This window comes from Kineosporia sp. NBRC 101731 (assembly GCF_030269305.1).
In the GTDB taxonomy this organism is placed as follows: domain Bacteria; phylum Actinomycetota; class Actinomycetes; order Actinomycetales; family Kineosporiaceae; genus Kineosporia.
Map to the genome: position 1 here is coordinate 1,468,007 of NZ_BSTC01000001.1, position 23,232 is coordinate 1,491,238.

General features: G+C 66.5%; 17 protein-coding genes and 1 tRNA gene. 4 read left to right on the forward strand and 14 right to left on the reverse strand.

The window, feature by feature from the left end; all coding sequences use genetic code 11:
• Window positions 1-42: 42 nt before the first annotated feature.
• The 4 genes from QSK05_RS06515 to QSK05_RS06530 all read right to left on the reverse strand — a co-directional run bounded on the left by QSK05_RS06515 (window position 43) and on the right by QSK05_RS06530 (window position 6,102).
• Window positions 43-1,134, reverse strand: a complete 1,092-nt coding sequence (locus QSK05_RS06515; protein WP_285594902.1) for an acetate/propionate family kinase — start codon at window positions 1,132-1,134, stop codon at window positions 43-45.
• A 5-nt stretch (window positions 1,135-1,139) separates the two neighbouring features.
• Window positions 1,140-3,581, reverse strand: a complete 2,442-nt coding sequence (locus QSK05_RS06520) for a phosphoketolase family protein (RefSeq protein ID WP_285594903.1) — start codon at window positions 3,579-3,581, stop codon at window positions 1,140-1,142.
• Window positions 3,582-3,933: 352 nt separating this feature from the next.
• On the reverse strand, window positions 3,934-4,590 hold the full coding sequence (locus QSK05_RS06525; RefSeq protein ID WP_285594905.1) for a DUF4232 domain-containing protein: 657 nt from the start codon (window positions 4,588-4,590) through the stop codon (window positions 3,934-3,936).
• 279 nt (window positions 4,591-4,869) lie between these two features.
• Window positions 4,870-6,102, reverse strand: a complete 1,233-nt coding sequence (locus QSK05_RS06530) for a ricin-type beta-trefoil lectin domain protein (protein ID WP_285594907.1) — start codon at window positions 6,100-6,102, stop codon at window positions 4,870-4,872.
• A gap of 557 nt (window positions 6,103-6,659) precedes the next feature.
• Between QSK05_RS06530 and QSK05_RS06535 the strand changes: the two genes are divergently transcribed.
• Complete coding sequence (locus tag QSK05_RS06535; protein WP_285594909.1) at window positions 6,660-7,082, forward strand: hypothetical protein; 423 nt, start codon at window positions 6,660-6,662, stop codon at window positions 7,080-7,082.
• 107 nt (window positions 7,083-7,189) lie between these two features.
• On the opposite strand, the gene QSK05_RS06540 is transcribed toward QSK05_RS06535, so the two are convergent.
• The 6 genes from QSK05_RS06540 to QSK05_RS06565 form a co-directional block, all read right to left on the reverse strand.
• Complete coding sequence (locus QSK05_RS06540) at window positions 7,190-7,648, reverse strand: hypothetical protein (protein ID WP_285594911.1); 459 nt, start codon at window positions 7,646-7,648, stop codon at window positions 7,190-7,192.
• 79 nt (window positions 7,649-7,727) lie between these two features.
• Window positions 7,728-8,354: a type II toxin-antitoxin system HipA family toxin gene (locus tag QSK05_RS06545; protein ID WP_285595178.1), complete on the reverse strand. Its 627-nt coding sequence runs from the start codon at window positions 8,352-8,354 to the stop codon at window positions 7,728-7,730.
• A gap of 361 nt (window positions 8,355-8,715) precedes the next feature.
• Window positions 8,716-8,958: a hypothetical protein gene (locus QSK05_RS06550; protein WP_285594913.1), complete on the reverse strand. Its 243-nt coding sequence runs from the start codon at window positions 8,956-8,958 to the stop codon at window positions 8,716-8,718.
• Window positions 8,955-9,251, reverse strand: a complete 297-nt coding sequence (locus QSK05_RS06555) for a helix-turn-helix domain-containing protein (protein WP_285594915.1) — start codon at window positions 9,249-9,251, stop codon at window positions 8,955-8,957. Before QSK05_RS06555 ends, QSK05_RS06550 begins: the two co-directional genes overlap by 4 nt.
• Before the next feature lie 457 nt (window positions 9,252-9,708).
• Window positions 9,709-9,783, reverse strand: a tRNA-Arg gene (locus tag QSK05_RS06560).
• A 70-nt stretch (window positions 9,784-9,853) separates the two neighbouring features.
• Window positions 9,854-10,600, reverse strand: a complete 747-nt coding sequence (locus QSK05_RS06565; RefSeq protein WP_285594916.1) for a FadR/GntR family transcriptional regulator — start codon at window positions 10,598-10,600, stop codon at window positions 9,854-9,856.
• 490 nt (window positions 10,601-11,090) lie between these two features.
• Here QSK05_RS06565 and QSK05_RS06570 point away from each other — a divergent pair, with 490 nt between their 5' ends.
• Window positions 11,091-12,263: a type VII secretion protein EccE gene (locus tag QSK05_RS06570; protein WP_285595180.1), complete on the forward strand. Its 1,173-nt coding sequence runs from the start codon at window positions 11,091-11,093 to the stop codon at window positions 12,261-12,263.
• 164 nt (window positions 12,264-12,427) lie between these two features.
• Window positions 12,428-13,801 carry a S8 family serine peptidase gene (locus tag QSK05_RS06575; RefSeq protein WP_285594918.1) on the forward strand — a complete coding sequence of 458 codons (1,374 nt, stop codon included), beginning with the start codon at window positions 12,428-12,430 and terminating at the stop codon, window positions 13,799-13,801.
• 1,506 nt (window positions 13,802-15,307) lie between these two features.
• On the opposite strand, the gene QSK05_RS06580 is transcribed toward QSK05_RS06575, so the two are convergent.
• The 4 genes from QSK05_RS06580 to eccD all read right to left on the reverse strand — a co-directional run bounded on the left by QSK05_RS06580 (window position 15,308) and on the right by eccD (window position 18,903).
• A complete protein-coding gene (locus QSK05_RS06580; protein ID WP_285594920.1) occupies window positions 15,308-15,595 on the reverse strand; it encodes a WXG100 family type VII secretion target in 288 nt (95 codons plus the stop codon).
• A gap of 29 nt (window positions 15,596-15,624) precedes the next feature.
• Complete coding sequence (locus tag QSK05_RS06585) at window positions 15,625-15,963, reverse strand: WXG100 family type VII secretion target (RefSeq protein ID WP_285594922.1); 339 nt, start codon at window positions 15,961-15,963, stop codon at window positions 15,625-15,627.
• A gap of 115 nt (window positions 15,964-16,078) precedes the next feature.
• Window positions 16,079-17,512: a type VII secretion protein EccB gene (gene eccB, locus QSK05_RS06590; protein ID WP_285594924.1), complete on the reverse strand. Its 1,434-nt coding sequence runs from the start codon at window positions 17,510-17,512 to the stop codon at window positions 16,079-16,081.
• Window positions 17,512-18,903, reverse strand: coding sequence for a type VII secretion integral membrane protein EccD (eccD, locus tag QSK05_RS06595; RefSeq protein WP_285594926.1), 1,392 nt, complete (start codon window positions 18,901-18,903; stop codon window positions 17,512-17,514). The genes eccB and eccD overlap by 1 nt, the downstream gene beginning before the upstream one ends.
• 334 nt (window positions 18,904-19,237) lie before the next feature.
• On the opposite strand from eccD, the gene eccCa reads away from it, so the two are divergent.
• Window positions 19,238-23,185 carry a type VII secretion protein EccCa gene (gene eccCa / locus QSK05_RS06600; protein WP_285594928.1) on the forward strand — a complete coding sequence of 1,316 codons (3,948 nt, stop codon included), beginning with the start codon at window positions 19,238-19,240 and terminating at the stop codon, window positions 23,183-23,185.
• Window positions 23,186-23,232: the final 47 nt, after the last annotated feature.

The following is a 23,232-nucleotide window of genomic DNA, read 5'->3' on the forward strand; positions in this document are numbered from 1 at the left end:
GGGGACACGCTGCATGATCACGAACGGGTGAGCGGTGGTGGATCAGCCGAGGAGGCCGCGGACCTCACCGGAGATCTGCAGATCTTCGCGGGCGGTGATGACGAAGGTGCGTGCCGTCGCGTTCTCGGCGCTGATCTCCAGGTCGCTGTGGGCCTGCTCGTTCAGGGCGCTGTCGACCGTGAGCCCGGCCCAGCCGAGCGCTGTGGCCACCTGGCCGCGGATGATCGGCGAGTGCTCGCCGACCCCGCCGGTGAAGACGAGCGCGTCGATGCCGCCGGCTGACGCGATCATCGAGCCGATGCTGCTGATCAGCCGGTGCACGTAGGTTTCGAGCGCCAGGATCGAGCGCTCGTCACCCTTCTCGAAGCCGTCCTCCACGTCCCGCATGTCGTTGCTGCCGGACAGGGCGAGCAGGCCGCCCTCCCGCTCCAGGCCCTGGGCCACGTCCTCGACGGACAGGCCGGCCTGCTGCTGCAGCCAGAGCACGATGTTCGGGTCGACCGTGCCCGAGCGGGTGGCCATGACCAGCCCCTCGAGCGGGGTGAACCCCATGGTGGTGTCCACGCTGTTGCCCCCGGCGACCGCGCAGAGCGAGGCACCGGCACCCAGATGGCACACCACCGTGCGCAGTTCCGACACCGGACGCCCGGCCAGAGCAGCGGCCCGGGCCGACGCGTAGGCGTGGGAGAGACCGTGGAACCCGTAACGGCGGATGCCGTAGGTCTCCCGCCACTGCGCCGGCACCGCGTAGGTGTAGGCGCCGGGGGCCAGCGTCGTGTGGAACGCCGTGTCGAAGCAGGCGACCGCGGGTACGTCAGGCAGCAACTGGGTCACTGCCTCCACCCCCGCGAGCGACTTCGGCTGATGCAGCGGGGCGAGCGGGATGGTGCCCCGCAGCTGCTCCATCACCTCGTCGTCGATCCGGGCGGGCCCGCTGAACTGCGTGCCGCCGTGCACGAACCGGTGGCCAACGGCCTGCGGTCTCGGCCATTTGTTCAGTGCCGCAGACAGTTCGGCCACATCAAAGCCGGATGTGTCTGCCGGCAGGTCTACGGTGCCGATCACCTCGTCCGCATCCCCGAGGAGACGGACCTTGAGGCTCGACGAGCCCGCGTTGACCACCAGTACGTGCATCGTTGTTACTCCTGCTCCGTGCTACCGCTTGCGTCGCTGTCACTGTAGGGCCAGGACCAGTCGGCGATCTCCGGGGCATCCTCGCCGTGTTCCCGGGTGTAGGCCCGGGCGGCGATCCGGAAGTCGTCGAGCTTCTGACGGAGCACGGCCCGGCTGCTGCCGAGCGCGGGCACCCGGTCGATGACGTCCATGGCCAGCCGGAACCGGTCCAGGTCGTTGAGCATCACCATGTCGAAGGGCGTCGTGGTGGTGCCCTCCTCCTTGTACCCGCGGACGTGGATGTTGTTGTGGTTCCGGCGCCGGTAGGTGAGCCGGTGGATCAGGGTCGGGTAGCCGTGGTAGGCGAACACCACCGGCTTGTCGGCCGTGAACAGCGCGTCGAACTCGTTGTCCGACAGACCGTGCGGGTGCTCCGACTCCGACTGCAGGCGCATCAGGTCGACCACGTTGATCACGCGGACCTTCAGCTCCGGCACGTACTGGCGCAGCAGGTCGACCGCGGCCAGGGTCTCGAGGGTCGGGATGTCACCGGCGCAGGCCATCACCACGTCGGGCTCGTCCTCGCAGTTCGACGCCCACGGCCAGATGCCCAGACCCCGCGTGCAGTGCGCGATCGCCTCGTCCATCGTCAGGTAGTTCAGGGCCGGCTGCTTGCCCGCCACGATGACGTTGACGTAGTTGGTGCTGCGCAGGACGTGGTCGGTGACCGACAGCAGGGTGTTCGCGTCCGGCGGCAGGTAGACCCGGACGACCTCTGCCTTCTTCTGCACCACGTGGTCGATGAAACCGGGGTCCTGGTGCGAGAACCCGTTGTGGTCCTGGCGCCAGACGTGGCTCGTCAGCAGGTAGTTGAGCGACGGGATCGGGCGCCGCCACGGGATCTCCGACGTCGTCTTCAGCCACTTCGCGTGCTGGTTGAACATCGCGTCGATGATGTGGATGAAGGCTTCGTAGCAGGTGAACAGGCCGTGCCGGCCGGTCAGGTTGTAGCCCTCGAGCCAGCCCTGGCAGAGGTGCTCGGAGAGAACCTCCATCACCTGGCCGCTCGGGTCGAGGTGGTCGTCACCCTCGATCGTGCCGGAGTTCCAGGCCCGGTCCGTGACCTCGAAGACCGGGGAGAGCCGGTTGGAGGCGACCTCGTCCGGCCCCATCAGCCGGAAGTTGGTCGGGTTGGCCTTCATCACGTCACGCAGCCAGATACCCATCTGGCGGGTGGCCTCGCTCGACGTGGTGGCCGGCGTCTTCACGTCGACCGCGTAGTCACGGAAGTCGGGCAGACGCAGGGCCTTCGTGAGCAGACCGCCGTTGGCGTGCGGGTTGGCGCTCATGCGCCGGTTGCCCTCGGGGGCCAGGGCGGCCAGCTCCGGCAGCAGCGAACCGTCGGGTCCGAACAGCTCCTCGGGGCGGTAGCTACGCAGCCACTCCTCGAGCTGACCGCGGTGGTTGGCGTCTTTCCGGGTACCCGTGAGCGGCACCTGGTGCGACCGCCACGAGCCTTCGACCTGATGGCCGTCCACGACCTTCGGGCCGGTCCAGCCCTTGGGGGTGCGCAGCACGATCATCGGCCAGGCCGGGGGCTCTTCGTGGGTGACACCGGTGCGGGCGTCGGTCTGGATGCGCTCGATGTCGTCGAGCGCGGCCTCGAGCGCCGCGGCGTAGGCCTGGTGAACCTGCGCCGGGTCATCGCCGGTGACCAGGTACGGCTTGTGGCCGTAACCCTCCATCAGCGCCACCAGCTGCGTCTCCGGGATCCGGGCGAGCAGGGTGGGGTTGGCGATCTTGTAGCCGTTCAGGTGCAGCACCGGCAGCACCGCGCCGTCACGGCGCGGGTCGACGAACTTGTTGGAGTGCCAGCTCGCCGCCAGCGGGCCGGTCTCGGCCTCACCGTCACCGACCACCGTCAGGGCGATCAGGTCGGGGTTGTCGAAGATCGCGCCGTACCCGTGAACCAGGGCGTATCCCAGCTCGCCGCCCTCGTGGATCGATCCAGGCGTCTCGGGTGCCACATGGCTCGGAATGCCACCGGGGAAAGAGAACTGACGGAACAGCTTTCGCAGTCCGGTCTCGTCCTCGGTGATGTGCGAGTAGACCTCGCTGTACGTGCCTTCGAGGTACGCGTTCGCCACCAGGCCGGGGCCGCCGTGGCCCGGGCCGGTGATGTAGATCGCGTTGAGGTCGCGCTGCTTGATCACGCGGTTCATGTGCGCGTAGATCAGGTTCAGGCCCGGGGTGGTGCCCCAGTGGCCCAGTAGGCGGGGCTTGATGTGCTCAGCTACCAGTGGCTCGTGCAACAACGGGTTGTCGAGCAGGTAGATCTGGCCAACCGACAGGTAGTTGGCGGCGCGCCAGTAGGCGTCGATTGCGGTGAGCTCCTCATCGGTGAGGGGCTTTTCGCCGGCCGCCGGGGCCGTACGGGTCGGGGTTACGTCGGTCATGGCTTCGGTCATCGCCTGGACCGCTCCTCTCGGATTGTTTGATCCGGTTTGATCCTCCCGAACCTTCAGGCGAGTGCCAACAGGACTTTCGTCGGGCCCGGGGTGGCCACTCGGCACCACCTGCGGCGGCAAGTGGCCCCCACCGGGCAGAACGGTCAACTTTGCTTGTCGGACAAGGGGTCCGGTTGTCCGGACATCCGTTCAGGCTGGTGGTAACCAAGGCCTGGCTCCGCACTTCGGAGCTGTTACCGATAATTGCGCGGGGTCACTGGTCCTGGCAGGAAGTGCCATGGGAGCGGTGAATTTTGGGTGGAGGTGTGTTCCCTGCTGGGCGGACGCCCTGAGCCGGCTGGACCGTCGACCTCTACTCCGTGGCGGGCCGGTCCCACGCGCTGACATAGACATCACCGGTCGAGCCGATGTCCAGATACGCCATGAACATCTGCTCCAGCTTTCCGGACGTCAGCCGCACGCCACCCGCCTTCGCCGACCGGTCGTCCTCGCTGAGGGTGACAGTGCTGCGCCAGGAGAGGGCCGACGAGAGCTCTTGGCCCGGCTCCAGCCGGAAGGTGCTCGGCCGGGGCGACGACATGCCGGTCGCGGCGGCCTCACCATGTTCGACCGTCACGTCCAGCGGACGCTGGAACTCGTCGACCACGGTCAGGTCGGGGTAGCCCTTCACCGTCCGGACGGCCGAACCACAGTTCTTCACCGTCAGCCCGGTGACGCGCAAACCCATTGCCGCGTCTGTAAAACCGACGGCGTAGGTCAGGCCGCCGGGTGGGCAGCCGGTAGCGGTGGCCGTGCTGTACGGCGTCTCCGGGGTGGCGTGACCACCCACGTACGGCGCCGGCTCGGTGGTGTACCAGGCCTGGGTCGGGGGTACGGACGAGGTGGTCGTCGGGGCTGTCGTCGCGGCGGTCAGGGTTGGTGGGGGTGTGCCTGCGTCCGCGGCTACCTCTCCGCAACCGGCCAGGAGTGCGGTGAGGCCGAGCAGGACAGTTGTCCGGACGGGGCGCATCGCCACAATCTAGGGCATGTTCTTCGGGGCCTACGGGGTCTGCTGTTCGGCGATGTCGATGACCGGGTCGAAGAGGTCGCGTACCGGGGCAGGAGGGGTCGGCCCCGTCAGCCGCTGCAGCTCGGCCGGCGGGACCGGCCCGATCCCGCCGGTCCCTACTGGAGGTATTGGCCCAGTTCAGCGGCCCATGAGCCCGTCGAGGAGTGGCCGTACTGGCCTCCGGGGCCGAACCTGAGCATTCCTACCGGAATCCGCAGGACTCCTTCGACCCACCAGAGGTCAGACGAGTGACCACTTCTGGTTTCCCCCGTCCGTGCACGTCCACACCTGGGTGCGCGTGTAGTCGGCCGAGGAGTTGTCCTTCAGGTCAAGGCACTTGTCGGCGTTGGGGTTCACCAGCTCACGGTCTTCGTAGTACCACTGCTGGGCGACGGTGCCGTTACAGGTGTAGATCTGCACCACGGAACCGTCGGTCGTGCCGCGATCCTTCACGTCGAGGCACTTTTCGCCCACTCGAACAGTGCCGTCCCCGGGGAACGTCCAGTCCTGGGTCGGTGCGCCGGTGCACGGGTACAGATCCACCGCAGTCCCGTCGGTCGTCGATCCGTTCGCGGCTCCCAGGCACTTGCTGTCGAGGCCCTGGATACGGTGCTGGCCGGTCGGGAGCAGCGTGGACGCAGCTGGCCCGGCGAAAACCGTGTATGCGTCCAGGTCGTCGAGCTTGGTAGGCGTGACCTGGGTGTCGGTGCAGTCACCATGAACGGTCTGGTTGTACCCGGCCTGGTACTGGTAGCTGTCGGCAGTCGCGTTCGTGGGGTTGGCCTGCGGTTTCGCCCAGACGACCGCACTCGTCGGCACCTGAGCGCACGGCACCGAGGTCCCCCAGTACTCACTGAAGTTGACCAGTCGGTCATTCGCGAGCCACGGGCTACGGTTGTGCAGATCACCGAGGTAGAGCGAGGTGCCGGCCGTGACATCGTCGATCCAGCCACCCCACCACTGACCGGTCGCATCAGTCTCGAGTTTCTTGACCCGGAACTTGTAAGTGCTGGAGACATCGATGGCCGCTGCCGCCCGGCAGGACAACCCCACGCCTTCACCGCCGAAGGTGATGCACCGGCCTTGCTGGTTGCGGAAGGCATCGGCGTTCCAGACGGAGAAGATCGCCATCTCCCCCTTACTGCCGTCGGGCCGGGTGGCATCGGTCTGGAGACCCATGTAGCCCTGCTGCTCGCCCGCGTCGCCGCTAGCGCCCGTCATCCCGTAGAAGAGCGACCAGTACGACGATTTCGTCTTCTTCTTGATAGTCATCTTCTGGTGGACCTCGGTGAGGTTCTCGGCCCCCTTCATGTTCCACCAGACATCCACATGCGTACCGGTGGCGGTGCTCATGCCATCGCCGGCTGCGGCAGGGCCGGCGGCGGCCGCTACCACGAGACCGGACGTCAGCAGGGCTGCCGCCAGGATCCCGGCAGTTCGCTGCGGCTGCAGTCTCAGGGGTATGCGAATCATTCAGGGCTCCAGGGTCATCGAATCTATCTGAAAACGCCCGGACAGTAACAGCAATCGGTTCGGATGATCTAAAGGGAAGGATTTGGCGTTCATTCTTACCCTGATGTCTTCGGTCCCGTCCTGCCGCCGCCGAGTGGGAACGCACGGGGGGACCTTCGGCTTCACCTGCAACTCTTGCGTACAACGGTCTCAAGGTGCCCACGTGAACCGATTCCGAGCGATGTCTTGGCTCTCGTCGCCACCGGATAGGGCGCATTCATTCATCGGTGCATCAAAATGGTTTCACAGTAATACTTTTCGTCACATCCAAGGAATCTGGGCGACGGCTTACGCGGCGAGGCCGCAGCCCGATCGTCCAGCCGTCGCCGGCCCAAGGCGCCGATCCGCAGCGTGCATACACTGACGACGTGCTCAAAAGATCAATGACAGTAGTCTTTGTGCTTGCTTTCGCGACAGCGTGTGGCAGCACTTCGACCGCCTCGCCGACCGTTACCGCGTCCACTACAGAAGCCCAGGGTGCGGGTGCCTCGCCGACCGCGACCGTAACATCGGGTGCAGTGGCCACTACCGACGCCACCGATGCGGCCGGCACACCGACCAGTGGCGGCGCCCAGCCGATGGGGACCGTGCAGCGGATCCACACCACGAAGTTCGATGCCGACGTGACGGTGACGGAAGCCACCGATCTGACGCAGGAGGAGCTCGGCGACCCTGCCTATGCGGTGGACGTCAAGGTGCAGATGATCCGGGGGGACTGGACCGTCCTCACCTCACCGATTCAGTTCGTCTATGCGAACGGTGCCGTCTTCGACCCGATCGATGTCCCGGGCGAAGAGGACGGAACCCCCGAAGTTCTGGAGGGGGAGAGCAACACCTGGAGATTCTTCTACGAGACCTCGGCCGGCGCCGGGATCGGCGATGGTGCCGCCGTCACCATCAAGTCCAGCACCGGGAAGCTCATGGCCACCTGGCTGACCTGACCGGGTTGCTGAGGGGCCGTCCGGAAACCGGACGGTTCCTCAGCCTGCCGCATCCTTGCCCAGATACGATCCTCGAGGTCTACAGACACGGGCAGGTTTTTCGGAGCCTATGTGGTCTGCTGTTCGGGGACGCCGATGACTGGATCGAAGAGACCGCGTACCGGGGGGAGGAGGGGCTGGCCTTTCTTGCCTCGTCCTCGGTGTGCCCGGACGGCTGTTCGCTGGGCGTTGGCGGCGAGGCCTTGTGCCTTGAGTCCTGATGCACACATGGCTCTTTCGATCTCGGCGACCATTTTCTCCGGGCGAGCGGTGCCGATGGGCCAGTACACGAAGCGTGGTTGGCGGCCTTGCTTGAACCCGCAGACGACGATGCCCCGGTCGGCCAGGCCGGCGTGGTGGGTGGGTGAGAGGGAGTTGAATTCGGGGTGAAAGCCGGCGGAGAGAAAGTTCTCCACGATGTGGACCCGGCCCGGATCGATGGTTGTCCAAGGGACGAGCGAGCGGCCGCTATGCGCCTCTTCTAATCTGCGCAGAGATGTCCAGATCAGGGAAATGGAGCTGAGCACCCCGGCCGGATGCGAACCTGTGCTTTCGCCTCCGGAAGGTGACGCTCATGGTCGCCAGTACAGCTCACGGCGTGAGTGTTCAGATGGGGCTCACCGCACTGATGGCCTGGTCGAAAGCGGTTCCAAAGCGAGCGATTTCCGCTGTGGAGATGCCGTTCCGACGGGCGACCGACTGCCGGTCCTCCGTGGCCTCGGCGACTTCCCGGAGGACAACGCGTGCCTGTGCCTTCGTCAAGCCGAAGCTGTCCGCGTAGAGAAGGAGCGCGCTGACCTCGTCGGCCGGAGTGCTCGCTCCGCCGATACTGGTCACGCGCTGCCCGGCAAGGTCGGGGTTGGGGTTTATGTCAAAAGCGGGTGACAGTTTCCAGCCGGAGCTGTGACGCAGGAACCCGTGGTTGCGGAGGTGGTCGTCGGTGTTGTGGATGGCGATGGAGAATGCGATGCGTCGCCACAGCTGACGGAGGTCGTCAGCGGGAGCGGAGCTGTTCTCCGGGAGAGCCTCGGCGATCTCGGTGTAGTCGCGGGGCTGCCCGTCCCGGCCCTCGAGCAAGGTCGTGGCGCTGATGTAGCCGACCCGACGTCCTTCATCCCGGTCGAATCGGTCGAGCAGGAGTACAGGGTTTCCTTCGATGCCGACCAGGCGTCTGCCGGGGACGGAGATTCCCGCTGCCTCGGCCAGGTCAAGAGCGGTCTTTTCCCAGGCAATGACACTCCAGTCATCGGCATGGTGCGGAACTTGGCGATCATGAGCCGGTCGCCGTCGCGAACTGACGCCTTGGGCCGGGCTCCGCCCAGCGAACCGGTTCCGGCATCCAGGAGTGTCTTGATCGCTTCCATGTTGTCCGGCTCGTTGCGCGAGACCGCGTTGGCCGCGTGCAACAGAGAAGGAAGGGCGATGAGTTTTGGCACGTCCGGCGCCGGGTGCTGGAAGACGTCATCCTGATCTGTCTTGAAACGTATTGCACCCTGACGAGTCTCATCACTTACCCCGAGCAGAAAATCCCGGTCGTTAAGGACAGGTGCGGGTCGGCCCTCGGCGCCGGCCTCGGCACGAAGGCGCCTGGCGATCAGGTTCCGGCCCATCGGTCGGGAGCAGCGTCGCCGAAGGCTCCGGGGAGTCCTTGCGGTAGCGCCCAGGAACCCGTGGTGAGACGAAGTGAGGGGTCGATGGCGTAGGCGCCGGGCCGCGCGATGTAGGCGCGATCATAGGAAAAGGTGCCGGTCAGGCGGCCACGGCGAAAGTTGAAGTAGGCATCCCCGGCAGGGACGACGCGATCGTCGATCTCGAGGTAGGCGAGAATCCGGCTCACTGGCGTACTCGCTTCGGCAGGGTTTCGTCGGCGCGTGCTCGGCCGAGGTCGGTCTCGTAAGGATCGGTGGCGGTCACGACGGCATCCAGCACTCCGAGGGCTCGGGCAACGCCGAGGAAGGCCTGCAGGCTGACGCCGGTGTCACCAGTCTCGACCCGGCGCAGCGTATTCCGTGAGATCCCCGCCCGCTCGGAGACCTGGACCGTGGTGAGCCTCTGCAGCTTGCGCCAGGTAACCAACTGCTCGCCGATGCTGCCAGCGGCAGCGGTCACGCGTGCGGAGGGGCGGGGCATGACAGCTCCTACGATATACGGGTCATGATGGTCGCCACTATACGCGTTAAGGAGCAGCATCCTGACCATAAATTAAATCGCGGCCGCGGCCGCACGGAGGGATGGCCCCGCCGGGCCGGCAGCTGATGCGCGGCACTCACAGCACTTTCGAGCTCGAAAGGCATGATCTGGGTGCCATCCGGTGCACAAGGCGGCGAAGATGTCAGCGCCTCCCGGCGGTCAGCAGCAGCACGCCGTCTTCCCGTGTGGTCTCCGGGTCGGCAACGGATAGAGGAGGCGCTGGGACTTCCGAAGATCCAGCAAGGTCCCACACGTGATCGGGAAGCCGGCCAAACTCAGGCTCGCCCTCGGCGAGAAGGACCATTGCAGCTCGTAGAGCGTCGTTCAGCACCGGACACCAGCAGAAAGGCCGCTGATCAGGTTTCCCTGGTCAACGACCCTTTTGTTGTTCAAGCGATGGTGCCCCCGGCAGGATTCGAACCTGCGCTTTCGCCTCCGGAGGGCGACGCTCTATCCCCTGAGCTACGGGGGCTCGGGTGTCCCCGAGACTAGCAGTCCGGCGCCTCCGACCGCCAATGCGTTGCCGCCGGGTCGCCCGATACCTACTCGACGCCCCGCCGGACCTCGAGATCCAGGGCGACCGCCCCGTCTTCCATGTCGCTGCCCGCGATCAGGGCGTCGAGGAAGGCCGCGGCCTCGGCGGCCGCCGCTTCGGCGTCGCCCATGATCACGGCATCCACCAGGGCGTGGTGGTCGTCGTCGCCGGGAGCGATCACCGCGACGTTGAACCGGACATTCTCCTGCAAGGCATCGACCAGGTTCTCGTAGAGATCGATCATCACCGGGTTGTGCGAAGCCTGCACGATCGCGCGGTGCAGGCTGACGTCGCTGACCACGAGCTCGTCCACATCACCCGAGTCGCGGGCGTTCTGCCGGTCGGCATGTAGCTCGCGCAGCAGGGCGATGTCGGCGGGGGTGCGGCGGCTGGCGGCGAGACGGGCCGCGCCGACCTCCAGCGTGCGGCGGACCTCGAGCACATCAAGACGTCGCGCCCCGGCAACCCGCCGGCTGACGGCCCCCGCCAGCTCGCTCGCGGCCAGGACATAGGTGCCCGACCCTTGTCGTCGTTCCAGCAGTCCGGCGTGGACCAGTGATTGCACGGCCTCGCGGACGGTGTTGCGGCTGGTGGCGGTGAGCTGGGAGAGCTCGGTCTCGGTCGGGATGCGTTCTCCGACGGCCCAGGCACCCGAGGTGATCTGAGTGCGGAGCTGCTCGATGACCTGGTCGATGAGACCGGCTCGCCGGGTGGTGCGCAGCGAACTGGGAGCCTCACTCACCGGGGCTGACATCGCTTGGAACCTACCCATCGCTGATAACCGGGTGTTACCTGTCGTGGTGCCGTGCCGAACGTCGTCCGGGTCGGAACAGGCCGGTCATTTCCCGCCGGTACTTGACGCGGGAGACCTGCTGGTGCGTCAAGACTGCCACGTTCCAGGGGTGCCCGTTGCCGATGAAGGACGTTCCGGTCACCGTCCGGCCTGTCGGCCGGTTCGCGGTCCGGGTAGGTGAGGAGACGTGTGTTCCCCGGCCACGTCGTCCGGATGTCGCCGTCACTCCGGGGATTTCGCGCACCGGCCGAATGCGGTTACGCAGGTGTTTTGGGGCAGGAGTTCTTCGATGTCTCAAAGTGGGGGCCTGAAGACTCCTGGTGAGTATGAGGCTGCTCCGACGTAGGGGGATGTGGAACGCGAGGGGTGTCGGCGGGGGCCCTTGGCAGCCAGAACGTTATTCGTCCGTCATCCAGCTGAGCCCTGACCTCGTACGATGTGGCAGGTGAGCATGGTTTCGTCAGCAGTGCCGTCGGAGCAGTCGCAGGATGCTGTCCTGGAGGGCTTGCCGCTCCACAACCGTCCACACCGTGTCGGCCGGCTGCATCTCGCCCAGCTTCTGGTGCTCGAGGTGGTGCTGCTCGGCGTGGCCGCGGCCTACGGTCTCGGCCCGATGCCGATGGCGGGTGTGGCCGTCGCCGGTCTGGCTGTCGTGCTGATCACCTTCCGGCGTCAGCAGCGCCGCTGGGCCGCCGAGTGGCAGATGCTCCGCTGGGGCCTGAAACGCCGCACCCGGGGCCGCAGTCCCAAGCACCCCGACCCACGCATCACCGCGCTGCGTGCGGTCGCTCCCGGCCTTGACGTGGCCCCGGCGGAGACCGCCGACGGTATCCCGGTGGGTATTGCCGGTGACCGGGCGGGCTGGTTCGTCGTGCTCGAGTGCGTCGGCTCGTCCGAACATCTCGCAGACACCGTGCCCGGCCCGCCGCTCGACCGGATGGCCCAGCTGGTCGCCGAGTCCGACATCCCCGGTGTGCGGGTCCAGGTCGTCACCCGCACCGTGCCCTCGTCCGTCGGTGCCGCTCGGGCCCAGGCCCTCGGTGCCCCCGAGTTCGGCCCTACGGCGCGGCAGGTCACCACTTGGGTCGCCGTCCGGCTGGACGCCACCGCGCTGGCCGAGCAGGCGCGCAGCGCCGATGTCTCGCCCCCTGACGTCCTGCTCTCCCTGGTCCGCCGGATCGAGAGCCTGCTGAAGCGCACCACCCGCGTGCAGTGGCGGGTTCTCGACACCGAGGGCGTGGTCGAGGCCCTGACGCGTTCGTGCGGGGTGGACGGCGCGATCGAGCCGGTGGAGGACTGGGAGCGGCTGCGCACGGGCCGGCTCAACCACGTGACCTTCTGGGTGCGTTCCTGGCCGGCCGACGGTGAACCCCGCCTGCTGCTCGACGCTCTCGCCCTGGTGCCGGCCGCGTTCACCAACGTGAGCATCCTGCTGGAGCCGGGTGAGAAGACCACGCGGATGCGTTGCCTCGTGCGGATCTCCGCGGAGATCACCGAGTTCGAAAGCGTCGTGGACACGGTCTATCAGGTGTCCGAACAACTCCAGGCCGAACTGCAGAGGCTGGACGCCGAACAGGGTCCGGCCGCCTATGCCAGCGCGCCCAGCGGCGGCGGCATCGGGTAAGAGGTTTCGCCCACAAGACGATGTCGTAGCGTGGTGGGGTTGTCCGGATCGTCGAGGGGTGCCGTGAAGCCGTGAACAGGACGCGTTCGGTTCGATGGGCGGGGTTGTGCGCCGCCGCGGTTCTCGGTGTCTCCGCCGTGCTGGCAGGCCCTTCCGGAGCGGCCTTGGCCTCCACCGGACAGCAGACGTCCGTCGGCCAGAACGCCGCCGGTGCCGTGCAGAATGCCGACAACGACGACAAGAAGACGGCGAAGAAGAAGCCCAGCAAGAAGTCGGCCAAAAAGAAGAAAGCGAAAAAGAAGAAGCCTGCCCGGCCCACGAAACCGACGTGCACGAATGTGGGAAAACCTGGCTCCGACGTCAGTGCCGTTCCCTGGCAGCAGAAATGGATCTCGCCCGAACGCCTGGCCCCGTTGGCGAACGGCAGCGGACAGGTCGTGGCGATCGTCGACTCCGGCGTGGACATCGGTAACCGCCAGCTGAAAGGCCGGGTGCAGAGCGGTTACGACGTGACCCGAGGCGGAGGCGTGCTCGGCGGGTACGCGGACTGCCTCCCGCACGGCACCGGAGTGGCTTCGATGATCGTTGCCGACCAGGTGGACACAGCCGGCTTCCGGGGGATCGCGCCCCAGGCCGAGATCATGCCGGTGCGGGTGACACTGGCCGTTCCGGCGACCGGGCCCGGGGGCACGGAAGGCACCAACCCGGCCCGGGTGGCCAAGGGAATCATCTGGGCGGCGCAGAACGGGGCCACGGTCATTGAGGTGTCGTCGTCCTTCCGGGGTGACGACGCCGACAAGAACCTGAAGAAGGCCGTGCAGTTCGCGCTACGGCGTGGTATTCCCGTGGTCGCGGCCGTCGGCGACATCCACAACGCCGACCTGCCGTCCGACCCGCTCACCTACCCGGCGGCCTACCCCGGCGTGATCGGAGTCGGTTCACTCGCCCAGGACTTCACCGTGGCCGGCACTTCCGCGGTCAGTTCAGCAGTGGACGTGGTGGCACCCGGCGAGGCAGTGATCGCCAGTGCGCTGGCCGGCGGGCAGCAGCAGTACAGCGGAACCAGCCTGGCAGCCGGTGTGGTGGCCGGAACAGTCGCCCTGGTGCGCCAGACCTCTCCCTCGATGACACCTGACGAGATCGCCAAACGCCTTGTCGCGACCGCAGATCCGATGCCGGCGGGAGCGTCGGGCCTGGCCTACGGGGCCGGCCTGATCAACCCCTACCGGGCGATCACCGAGCGTGCCTCGGTGGCATCCGCGCAGCAGATCGCCGGTGCGGCGGTGCCCACCGTCGACCCGGTGGCCGTACGCACCGAGAAGGCTCGTGAACATGCTCAGGGCCTGGCGTTCAAGCTCGCGGGCCTGGTGGTCGGGCTAGTGGTGCTGCTGGCCATCATTGCCCTGGCACTGCCCCGGGGACGGCGCCGTTCATGGGTGCCGGGCCGGGCCGAACCAGCCGCCACCACCCGGCCCCGGCCCGAGATCCCGCTCGAGGAGGAGTCACCGTTCGCGCTGCCTGAGACGAATCGCGGTTGACCGCAATACTCCGTAGCTTTTGTGGTGTGACAGCCGATCGGCTCACAGGTGCGATTACTTTCACACAGTGTTTCACCTGGACTTGACGATGGCCTGTATAGCGTCGTCGTGTGGAGCACATGACCATTTGGCGCCGAGGTGTGGTGAAGGCCCCCACACTGCTGGCCGTGGGAATGCTAGTGCTAGGTATTGCTGCGTGCGGGGGTTCGTCGGGGGCGCTGATCGAGGCGAGTCCGTCGGTGACGGCAACTGGTGTGCCGTCTGCGACTGTGCCCGCGCCCGGGGAAACTGAGGACGCGGCCCCTACTGTTTCCGTTTTTGCTCAGACCGATGCGCCTGCCGATCAGGTTCTCGCGAGTGCGAGCGAGGCAGTTCAGAAGACGCCCGATGAGGTGATGTCTGCAATCGCGCGCCTAGTCGTGTCGTATCAGGTTCAAGGGCCAGTGCAGTACGCGCGAGTTTCTAAGTCGAGTGTCTTTACGAAAAGGATGAAATGGTTTCCTGACGACGAATTGGATGGCATTACGTACTTGGTCGTGGTGCCGCATCGGCAAGAAAGAATGCACTACCTCTTGGTCACTGCCCGTCCAGCTACTGATCTACGCCAGACCTATTGGACTCAGGATACCTTGCCGGCAGATTTGACATCTCTGGGGAAAGTCCAGTCGCTGACTCAGGATGATTTGGAGTCCGTTTCGGACTGGAGGCCCTTTATGAATAGGTCACCGGAGCCAACAAAGGGAAGATGGGGTGAATGAGATAATCGGGTACCGTATTCACGATTTTCGCCGCTTTGTCGATGTACTGATAATTCAAATTTTGGCGTGAGAAATTGCGTCAAGAAGAGACGCATCCTGCGAGGAAGGGCTTTTGGTAGAGGGTTTTGGCGTTCATATGTTCGATTGCGCCAACGGCAACCCATGCTTCAAGGCGCGTCGAGCGGAGTGCCGCACCTACTGATCCTTCCTGCGCTGGCCCCGGCATTCTGGCGAGGGAGGGAGGTTTGGCGATATGAGTGAGTCTATATGAATAGCTCTACACCAAGGTATGGCCGCCGTCGTGGTGTTAGGTGATGACTTTCCCTGTGCGTGGGGACTGATGGCTTATGCACGTGCGTCGAAATCAAGCGACCTAGCGGATCGGATGAATCTTTTACGCGCGGTGTGTTGCAAGATTTGGTCTATCTGGCGGTCGTTTCATGTCAAATGAGGATGTCGTAAACCTGGTCTATGCTCGGGGTGTGGCCCACGTAGTAACAAATTTTTGAACCGCGTCGGCTTTAAAGGTCCGTGCGATTAATTTGTGGGCATGGGGAAAATCGAAGCTAACGAATGGTGGCTTGAAGTCCATGATGAAACTGGATACTAGGTCTGAAGTAGATGCCGGTTGTATCAGGCAAGACGTAAAATCGAATGCGGTCTCATGCGCAGGATTTCTTGGGTGGACGCGGATCACAAAACAGTGATGGCGGCCCCGGCAACCGGGACCGCCATCACTGACCTGAGATCAGGCGCCGCCGAACAGCCCCGCGTTACGGGCCTCGGTGGCCGACATGTCGTCGGAGTTCGCGAGAACGGTGCGCGAGAGCTGGTTCAGCGCCGAGACCAGGTTGTCACAGGCCGAATCCCACTTCGTCTGCACGGTGTCCCAGCTCTGGCTGGCCGAACCGCTCCAGTCCGCAGCGAGCTGCCCGGACGACGACTTCACGTCACCCTTGAGCGAGTCGACGCTGGAGTGCGCCTTGCCGATGGCTCCTGAGAGTTCCTGCAGGTCGCCGAAGTTGTAAGCAATCATTGGTGTTTCCCCCTCCTAGGAAAAGTGGATCAGCGAATCAGAGCGGACGTGATGTCGCTCGTCGGAATCTGCTTCTGGGCGGCGGCACCCGTGGTGTCGGTGTTGCCGTACTCGCCGCTCGAGGTGTTGATATTGGTGGCAATCTCGTCGAGGACCACGTTGAGCTTGTCCCAGGCGGTGTTCACGCCCTCCATGGCGGTGACCCAAGCGTTCTTGGCCTCACCGCTCCAGCTCGCGGAGTGGGAGTCGGCCTCGCCGCGGAGAGTCTGGATGGCTGACTGCAGACTTTCGTAGTCACCCACCATCTTCGAGGAGACGCCACCCAGGACGTCAAGATCGGCCTTCAGCTGACCGGAGCCTACGCTCATGCCTTGTCTCCATTCGTTGTATCTCGTTGACCGTCGCCTGTTCTGAGCGAGCAGACGGCGCTCTGGGGTGAAAAGCCTGTCCCCAGAAGATCGTAATCGCAGGTCAGTCCGGATATCACGATCCGGTGACTATGTCGTTTATCTCCTCTTCTCGCTGCAACGCGGCTCGGGCCACGTCCGGGTTCAGAGAAGGGCCTTCGGGGATGCGGGCCACGAGCGAGGCCGGAAGCGAATAGGTTTCGACTCCGCCGAGGCCCAGGGCCGACTGCGCCGTGCTCGTGGGAATGGCATATCGCAGACCCTGATCCGTGACCAGATACAGGGGTCCACTGTTAGCTGGAGTCTCGGGCGAGGGCTGGGAGTGCACCAGCGTGGCCTTGCCCGGTTGCACCCAGACGCGGTCGGCGAGGGCGGTGGACGAGCTGGAGACCGCCTTGGTGTCGATGCCGCTCGCGACCGGGACCTCGCTGTTCAGGTACACGGTCGGGGTGAAATCGCCGTCGTCCCAGGCGGCACAGATGACGCTGTTCACCTGGCTGGGGCTGGTGAAGGTCGGGATCGTGGCCGGCGGATCGGTCGAGCTGGGCTTGGCGTCGGTGGAGCTGTCGGCGGCGGCCGCTGCGACGGCGTTGGCAGTGGCCGACTTGGGTGCGTCGCCCGATGCGGCTTCTTGAATCTTGGCCTGGAACTCGGTGATCGGCACCAGACGGCTCGCGGTGACGAGGAAGTAGGCGGTGTTCGAACCGTTGTCGACCGACCGCACCTCGCCCACGCGTGCGCCGTCCATGGCTTTGCTGGCTCTGTTCTGGCCCGAGACCTCTATCGGCGCAATGACTTTACCTGCCGGAAGCGACTGCAGCCAGGAGTCGCCCGCCAGGGCGTAGGCTCCGCCGGTCATGCCCATGGCACTGGCGACGATTTTCTCGTCGCGGACCGGGTAGCGGGTGTTGTGCCAGATCAGGGAAAGCCCGTTGTCGGTGGTGTTGCGCACCAGGAGGGCGTTGTCGGTGAGGGCGTCACCGGAGCCCGGTCGTTTGCCAACCACCATCCAGGTACGGCTGACCTCGTGCCCACTGCTGCTCACCTGCTGCGTGCACTGGGACCACGGTGGGCTGACCAGATCGGAGCTCGAGGGCAGGTTGCTGGGTGCACCGACAATGCCGAGTTCCGGCCCGCGGGCTGCCCCGGTGAGGGACTTGGTGGAGGTGGAGGTCTTGGTGCTGGTGCCGGCGAGCAGGGCGGCGGACGCGAAGTTCGGCGTCGGGTAGAGCCGCTGGGCGGTCGCGTCGTAGTAGTAGGTGGCGCCGGTCTCCTTGACCACCACCACGGACTTGCCGTCTTCCCAGGAGGTCTTGCCGCCCGGGCGGATCAGACCCCAGACCCCGGCCCCGGCCAGCGCCACGACGGTGATCATGACGGCGGCGAAACCGGCGCCACCGAGCCGCCGGTAGGGCCACTCGGTGGGATCGGTCTCTTGCGCCACGGTGGCGCTGACCACCCGCCGGGCGGCGAACTGGTAGCTGTCGAGAAGATCTCGGCGAGAAGCCATCAGCCGGCCAGCCCGCGCATGTACGAGAACAGGCCGAGCACGCTGGCCGCGAGCGGTGCAGCCGCGAGGGTCAGCACGATGTCGAAGATGTCGGCCCACCGTCCGAGCCGGGGGGACGGGGCTCGCCGGCTGTGGACGAGCGCCACCACACACGAGCCGATGGCGAAGACGATCAGAACCGGCACCACCGAGAAGAGGCGCTTCTGATCGTCCATCCCCATGGTCAGGCCGGTCGCCGTGACTCCGAGACCGACCAGGCCGCTGACGAGTGGCAGCAGCCGCTGCTGGGCGGAGACGAGCATGCGGGCGCGCAGCAGGTGGGCGGCCGAGATGACACCCGCCAGGATCAACGGGACCGTCGATCCGTCCAGGGCCAGCACCACGATGCAGGCCAGGGTGATGACCGCGGTGCCGAGCAGCAGGCCGGTGAGGATGTCGGTGGCCCGCGTCACACGGGCGACGGTGTCCTGGAAGGACGGGCCGGTGTCGGCCGTGCGCAGGTCGTTGATGTCGCGGGGCACGGAGGGTAGCGGAACCTGGCCCATCCGTACCGAAAGTATCGGGTAGGCCGGGCTGATGAGCAGGACGGTGGTGCCGAGGAGGGCAGCTGCACCGACGGTTCCGGGGGCGTTCATGGCCAGGGCCGCACCGGCGATGCCACCGAGCGCAGCGAAGATCGCCCCGACGAAGACCCGGCGCACGTCGGCGACGCCGATCATGGCGGCCACGGCGACGAGGAGCATCGCCGCCGATCCGATCATCAGGTGGGCCGGGCTGAACCAGGGCCGGTCTTCACCCTGGGCGAGTAATACTCCGCCGGCCAGGGCGACGAGCGTGGCCGGGGCCGCGACGACGGCGCCCGCGCCGGCGTCGGAAAGGGCCCGCGAAAGGAAGGTGCCGCCCGCGGTCAGGACCACGGCCAGACCGATCAGGACCAGACCCGATCCGTAGGCCGCGCCGGGGGTGAGAAGAAGCAGGGCCGTGATCAGCAGCACGGTGCCGACAGTCACAGCAAGTCCACAGGTGCGGGTGGCCGAGGGGGCCCAGACCCGCTGGGCCCGGCGGGCGCCGTCTGCGATGGCGTCCACGACGTCGTCGAAGTCGGGCTCGGGCCACTCCTGGTGGACGGGCACCAGGCAGAGCATCTCGCCGTCGTGAATACCTTGCGGCGCGAGCCCTCTGGTTACGTCGAGTGGCGTGCCGTCAACGCGGCGTAATGTCCATCCGCCGGTAGTGAGGCCGTCGATCGCCAGGTCGTCACCACCCTGCCGGAGCAGGCCGGGCAGTAATGAAGACACCGGAACCTGTTCTGGTAGAGCCACAGTCAGGCGACGCTTCGGTGTCATCACCACCACGCGGGCGAGGCCGAGGCGGTCCGTGATGGCTGTCATACTGCTTACTTCCGCCCCTGGGTCGGTCTGAAGTGTGCCGCGGTGCCCCCCACCCCGGACGCATCACTGAACTACTTGAATACAGTTAATGCAAGGGGTGGTTCCTTAGGCCTGCCTCAATTTTCGGTTAGGTTTACCGAAATGTACGTGCGCCGGAACACATTGGAGTAACAGCGTATCTGGAGCCCTAGTCTGGGCCTCTAGTTTCTTTCGTGACTCGAGAACGACGCGTTCGGTGCAACTCCCGTCCGCCGTCGTGCAACATGATGGCCGTTCCCCGCGTCCCCTCGTCGGTGTGGGGGCGCGCTGATTCGGCTGAGGGAGGGGACAGGGCATGGCGACCGTGGTGGTGAAGCGTGCCGCGCGGCGCCCGGAACCGGAGTACCCGTCCGGGGAGATCGTTCTTGAGGCGCCGCCGGAGATCCTCCAGTCGGAGGGTCGCGCCTGGATGCAGATGCTCATGGTCATGCCGATGCTGGCCGGCTCGGCGGCGATGGCGCTGATGTACACGTCCAACCGCAGTAGCAGCAGTCCGCTGATGTATGTCGCCGGTGGTCTGTTCGGGCTCTCGGCGATCGGCATGATCGGCGCCCAGATGCTGTACAGCGGTGGGCGCAACAAGCAGACGATGCGGGCCGCGCGCGCGGAGTACATGCGATACCTCTCGCAGCAGCGGGCCCGGGTCCGGCGCATCATCGTGCAGCAGCGCAGCGCCCTGCACTACCGCTACCCGGCACCGGGTTCGCTGTGGTCGTTCCCCGACGGCCCCCGGTTGTGGGAGAGGCGTCCCTCGGACGGGGATTTCGGCATGATCCGGATCGGTCTCGGTCCGCAGGAACTGGCCACCGCCCTGATTCCGCCTCAGACCAAGCCCCTTGATCAGCTCGAGCCGATGTGTGCGGCCGCGCTGCGCCGTTTCATCCGCTCGTACGCGGTGGTGCCCGACCTGCCGGTGGTGATGGCGCTCGACGGGTTCTCCCGCATCCACGTGCGGGGTGACGGTGACCGGGCCCGGTCGATGGTGCGGGCGCTGCTCGCCCAGGCCGTGGTGCTGCACGCTCCTGACGACCTGATCGTGGCCGTGTGCGTGGCTCCGGATCGTCGTGCCGACTGGGAATTCGCGAAGTGGCTGCCACATGCACAGCACCCGGACCGCACTGACGCGCTTGGCCCCTTGCGCTTGATCGCTGACAGCGTTACTGGTCTTGAGGCCATGCTCGATGACGTCGTCGGTCGCAGGCCGAGATTCGACCCCTCCACCGCGTCCGGCCGGGTCGGCCAGCATGTGCTGGTCGTGCTCGACGGCGGTGCGGTAGCCGGTTCCGACCACCTGATGACCGACGGAGGTATCGAGGGCGTCACCGTCTTCGATCTCCGCGGTGAGGTCCCGCGGGTGCTCGACTACGCCACGCTGGTGCTCGATGTCGAGGCCGACGGCAAGCTGCGCAGCACCACGCTCAACGCCACCAGCGAGATGGGCACCGCCGACATCTTCAGCCCGCACGAGGCCGAGGCGCTGGCGATGCAGCTCTCCCCGTTGCGGATGACGCTGGCGGCCCGGGGCGACGTCGGCCTGTCTGCCGACCTCGGCCTGACAGAGTTGCTCGGTATCGGTGACGCCGCCCAGCTCGACACCTCCGTCACCTGGCTGCCCCGGCCCAGCCGCGATCGGCTCCGGGTGCCGATCGGCGTCTCGCCCGAGGGCATGCAGATCGACCTCGACCTGAAGGAATCGGCGCTGGAGGGCATGGGCCCGCACGGCCTGCTCGTCGGGGCGACCGGCTCGGGTAAGTCCGAGCTGCTGCGCACCCTGGTGCTGGCCCTCGCCGCCACCCACGACTCCCAGGTGCTCAACTTCGTCCTCATCGACTTCAAGGGTGGGGCGACCTTCACCAAGCTGGACCGGCTCCCGCACACCAGCGCGGTGATCACCAACCTGGCCGACGAGCTGCCGCTGGTCGACCGGATGACCGACGCGATCAACGGTGAGCTGCTGCGCCGCCAGGAACTGCTCCGTGCGGCGGGCAATTTCGCCTCCCAGCGCGACTACGAACGGGTTCGGGTGTCCGGTGCACCCCTGCCGCCGCTGCCCAGCCTGCTGATCGTCTGTGACGAGTTCTCCGAGCTGCTCTCGGCCAAACCCGACTTCATCGAGATGTTCGTGCAGATCGGCCGGCTCGGCCGGTCACTGGGTGTGCACCTGCTGCTCGCCTCGCAGCGCCTGGAAGAGGGCCGGCTGCGCGGCCTGGACACCCATCTGTCGTACCGGATCGCGCTGCGGACGTTCTCGGCGATGGAGAGCCGGATCGCTCTGGGAACCTCGGACGCGTTCGAGCTGCCCCGCTCTCCCGGTCACGGGTACATCAAGTTCGGCACCGAGCCACTGGTGCGTTTCCGCGCCGCCTATGTATCGGGCACCTACCGGCACGATCACACCGGTCCGATCTCGGTGGCGGCCCAGGCGATCATCGACTTCACCTCGCAGTACACGCCCGCGACGCTGGGCGCCGGGAAGGAACTGGACGTCCCGGTGGAGCCCGACGAGTCTGCCGGTGGTGACACGCTTCTCGACGTCATGGTGGGACGCCTCGAAGGACGCGGCGATCCCGCTCACCAGGTCTGGCTGCCGCCCCTGGGCGATTCGCCGTCTCTCGCCGAGTTGCTGCCGCCGCTGGAGGTACAACCCGGACGCGGTCTGGTCGCCTCCGGAGCAGCGTCCGGGCTGGTCGCCCGGATCGGCATCGTCGACCGGCCGTTCGAGCAGCGTCGCGACGTGCTCGAGGTGGACCTGGCCGGCAGTGGTGGGCACATGGTGGTGGTCGGTGGCCCGCGCAGCGGCAAGAGCACGGTGCTGCGTGACCTGGTGCTCTCCCTGGCCCTGACCCATACGCCGGCCGAGACCCAGTTCTACGTGCTGGACTTCGGCGGTAGCGCGTTCTCGGCCATGAACGGTCTGCCGCACGTCGGTGGGGTGGCCGGTCGTCTCGACGTCAGCAAGGTCCGCCGCACGGTGTCCGAGGTGATGACCGTGCTGACCGCCCGCGAACAGCTGTTCGCGCGGCGCGGCATCGAATCGATGACGGAGTACCGGCGCCTGCGGGCGGCCGGCGAGATCACGGACGACGTGTTCGGCGATGTCTTCCTGATCGTCGACGGCTGGGCAACCCTGCGCAGCGATTTCGAGGACCTCGAAGCCGTGATCACGCAGGTTGCCGCGCGTGGCCTGACGTACGGCGTGCACCTGGTGGTCGCCGCCAGCCGCTGGATGGAGATGCGTCCCGCCGCCCGGGACATGTTCGGCAGCCGCCTGGAACTGCGGCTGGGTGACATCGCCGACTCCATGCTCGACCGTCGCACCGCGATGAACGTGCCGGAGGGAACGCCGGGCCGCGGCATCACCCCCGACCGCTTCCACTTCCTCGCCGCGCTGCCCCGCATCGACGGCAAGCACACCAGCGACGACCTGGCCAAGGCGGTCAACGACACGGTGACCTCGATCGCCCGGCACTGGTCCGGTCCCTCCGCACCGCCCGTCCGCCTGCTGCCCGCCGAGTTCCCTTACAAGGAGATGGACCTGGGCGTCTCGGGCGGGATCCCGATCGGTGTGGCCGAGAGCGACCTCGGAGTGGTGCGCCTCGACCTCGACTCCGACCCGCACTTCCTGCTCTACGGCGACTCCCGCTCGGGCAAGACCTCGTTCCTGCGGGCCTTCGGCAAGGCACTGACCGAGCGCTACGACTCCGAACAGGCACGCATCGTGGTGATCGACCACCGGCGCAGCCTGCTGGGCGCGATCACCGAACCGCACCTGATCGGCTACGGCACCGGGGCCGCACGCAGCGAGGAGATCCTCGCGGAGGTGGGCCAGGCCCTGCGCACCCGCCTGCCCGGCCCCGACGTCACAGCCGAACAGTTGCGCGACCGCAGCTGGTGGCGCGGCCCGGAACTGTTCGTCCTCGTCGATGACTACGAGCTGGTGGCCACGGCCAGCGGTAACCCGCTCGCGGTGCTGCAGGAGTTCGTCGGCCAGGCCCGTGATGTAGGCCTGCACCTCATCATCGCCAGGCGTGCCGGTGGTGCGGGCCGGGCTCTGTACGAGCCGGTGACGATGGCTCTGCGGGAGATCGGATCGGCCGGCGTGATCCTGAACGGTCAGCGTGACGAGGGTGCTCTCCTGGGCAACGTTCGCCCGTCGGCGCAGCCGCCGGGTCGGGGTTGGCTGGTGGATCGGGAAAGGGGCACGGAGCTGGTGCAACTGGCCTGGCTGCCGCCGGCGGAGTGATGAAAGACGTATCACCTGACACAGGTGATTTGGGTACTGTTGAAAGA

Bases quoted from the DNA above. Each gene is read 5' to 3' on its own strand.
- QSK05_RS06520 (WP_285594903.1), bottom strand. From the start codon at position 3,581: ATGACCGAAGCCATGACCGACGTAACCCCGACCCGTACGGCCCCGGCG.
- eccD (WP_285594926.1), bottom strand. From the start codon at position 18,903: ATGACAGCCATCACGGACCGCCTCGGCCTCGCCCGCGTGGTGGTGATG.
- QSK05_RS06580 (WP_285594920.1), bottom strand. From the start codon at position 15,595: ATGATTGCTTACAACTTCGGCGACCTGCAGGAACTCTCAGGAGCCATC.
- QSK05_RS06530 (WP_285594907.1), bottom strand. From the start codon at position 6,102: ATGATTCGCATACCCCTGAGACTGCAGCCGCAGCGAACTGCCGGGATC.
- QSK05_RS06585 (WP_285594922.1), bottom strand. From the start codon at position 15,963: ATGAGCGTAGGCTCCGGTCAGCTGAAGGCCGATCTTGACGTCCTGGGT.
- QSK05_RS06570 (WP_285595180.1), top strand. From the start codon at position 11,091: ATGGTTTCGTCAGCAGTGCCGTCGGAGCAGTCGCAGGATGCTGTCCTG.
- QSK05_RS06525 (WP_285594905.1), bottom strand. From the start codon at position 4,590: ATGCGCCCCGTCCGGACAACTGTCCTGCTCGGCCTCACCGCACTCCTG.
- QSK05_RS06515 (WP_285594902.1), bottom strand. From the start codon at position 1,134: ATGCACGTACTGGTGGTCAACGCGGGCTCGTCGAGCCTCAAGGTCCGT.
- eccB (WP_285594924.1), bottom strand. From the start codon at position 17,512: ATGGCTTCTCGCCGAGATCTTCTCGACAGCTACCAGTTCGCCGCCCGG.
- QSK05_RS06555 (WP_285594915.1), bottom strand. From the start codon at position 9,251: ATGCCCCGCCCCTCCGCACGCGTGACCGCTGCCGCTGGCAGCATCGGC.
- eccCa (WP_285594928.1), top strand. From the start codon at position 19,238: ATGGCGACCGTGGTGGTGAAGCGTGCCGCGCGGCGCCCGGAACCGGAG.
- QSK05_RS06565 (WP_285594916.1), bottom strand. From the start codon at position 10,600: ATGTCAGCCCCGGTGAGTGAGGCTCCCAGTTCGCTGCGCACCACCCGG.